The organism is Neisseria sp. HMSC067G12 (assembly GCF_001812725.1).
GTDB classification, from domain to species: domain Bacteria; phylum Pseudomonadota; class Gammaproteobacteria; order Burkholderiales; family Neisseriaceae; genus Neisseria; species Neisseria perflava.
In genome coordinates, this window is record NZ_KV810225.1 from 1 (window position 1) to 1,944 (window position 1,944).

Here is a 1,944-nt window from a genome sequence, read left to right on the forward strand (position 1 = left end):
AGAATACAACGGCATCGAATACACCTACGACGCACTGGGCAACCTGATCTACCGCCAGCTGCCCGACGGCGAAAACCAATATTACCAATACGATTTAGAAAACCAACTCGTCCGCGCCGAAATCAAAAAGCCCGCCGGCAACACCGAAATCTGGACATACGCCTACGACCCGTTCGGCAGACGCCTTTCCAAAGAGCGCCAAGACAAACTCGCCTGGACGAGTACCGACCCGAAACGCACCCACTTCGTCTGGGACGGAACGCGATTACTTCAGGAGTACACCTACAAAGGCAGCTACACCTATATCTACACCGACCAAGACAGCTACGAACCCTTAGCCCAAGTCTTCCACAACAACCAAGACGAAGGGCAATACCTCGCCTATTTCCACAACGACCAAATCGGCATCCCGCGCGAGATGACCGACATCCACGGTAATCTGTTGTGGTACGGCGAATACACCGCCTGGGGTCGTCTGAAAAAAGATGAGCGGGTTTACAAGAACGCACATCAGCCGTTCAGATTGCAGAACCAATACTTCGATGAAGAGACCGGGCTGCATTACAACCTGATGCGCTATTACGAGCCTGAGGCGGGGCGGTTTGTGAATCAGGATCCGATTGGGTTGTTGGGTGGTAGTAACCTTTATCGGTTTGCACCTAATGCGCAAGGATGGACTGATCCCTCTGGTTTTATAGCTATGGCATTAGTTTTCTTACCAGAAATAGGTGCTGCTTTAACTGCTTTAGGGCAAGCTGCACTAACAGCAATTGGCATTGGAGCAGTTTTAAGTCTAAGTGGTGATACTTCAAAAGAGAAAAGTCAGGCTAAAGCACAGGTAAAGGCAGGCGCTTGTCATGGAAACTGTAAAAGTTCAAAAAAGCCTCAGCACGGATATAAAATTTACGATAAAAGAACAGGGCAAATAATGGAATATGGTATTAGCGGGCAAACTAGAACAAAGGCAGATTACTTTAAAACAGAAAATAATTCGCCGAGGATTCGAAGTAAATTGAGGGTTAAGTATGGTGGCGATCCTAATTATGCAGGCTCGGTAATGATTGATGGACTGCCAAATAGAGAAGCAGCTTTAGCGTGGGAAAAGGCTCAAGTAAGGGCTTATAGAGCTGCTAATAATGGAGCGAGACCTCCTAAACAGTACAGACCTTAAAGTGAAAGTGAAATTATGATTAACGAAATTTGTTTATACTTTCAAAACGATGAAAGAATTTCTGAATTTAATCAAGAAACCTTTGCTATTCCGGAGCTTTATCTTATTTCAATACCTAAGTTTGATTCCAAAAAGGTGATTAAATGTAATATTTTCTTATGGGAGAATGGTCCATTTCCGCCCAAAGAAAAAATATTGGGGAGTGCTGATTCTTATCAGCTTTTTGACTTCAAAAAGTATACCTCTCTATCAGAAAAAGATAAGAAAATCATGCAGTTAAATGTTGTTCATCAAGGAATGCTTGATATTGCGTCTGATTACAATTGGTCGAGAGAGCCATTGGAGACTGCTTACCAAACCTGTTTAACGTCTGATTTAACATTTAAAAAGCAAATAAAAAAGCGGAAACTTAGCCCTAATAGGAAACAATATCTCTCCTTATGGGCATATTGTGATCTTTACCATTTTAAAATTAGTTGGACAGTATCTGATAAAAAAGGGGAAATAGTTAAGCAGGGTACGTTGCTGACAGAACAACCATCTTATATCGATATATGGTGTAGCTTGAATTTCCGTTGGATAGATGACGAACATTTTATTGTTGAGTCCAATTACAAAGGATTGATTTCAGATACTTGGGAAGTTGATATTTCGAATGGTGCAGTCCTAGCAACTTGCTGGTTTTAGCCTGTGTGAAACTTCCAATTTTGACGTGGCGTGTGTAGCAAGCCGTAGCCCGCACAAAACCTTCAGCCCTGACGTAGGGGGTGTGC

At 43.1% G+C, this 1,944-nt stretch carries 2 protein-coding genes; both read left to right on the plus strand.

The features are described from left to right. Positions 1-1,171 (plus strand): RHS repeat-associated core domain-containing protein (locus HMPREF2871_RS11790; RefSeq protein WP_210397489.1); only part of this gene is annotated, 1,171 nt, incomplete at its 5' end. A 15-nt stretch (positions 1,172-1,186) separates the two neighbouring features. Then, a complete protein-coding gene (locus HMPREF2871_RS09910; RefSeq protein ID WP_049344263.1) occupies positions 1,187-1,858 on the plus strand; it encodes a hypothetical protein in 672 nt (223 codons plus the stop codon). The last annotated feature ends 86 nt before the right edge of the window (positions 1,859-1,944 follow it).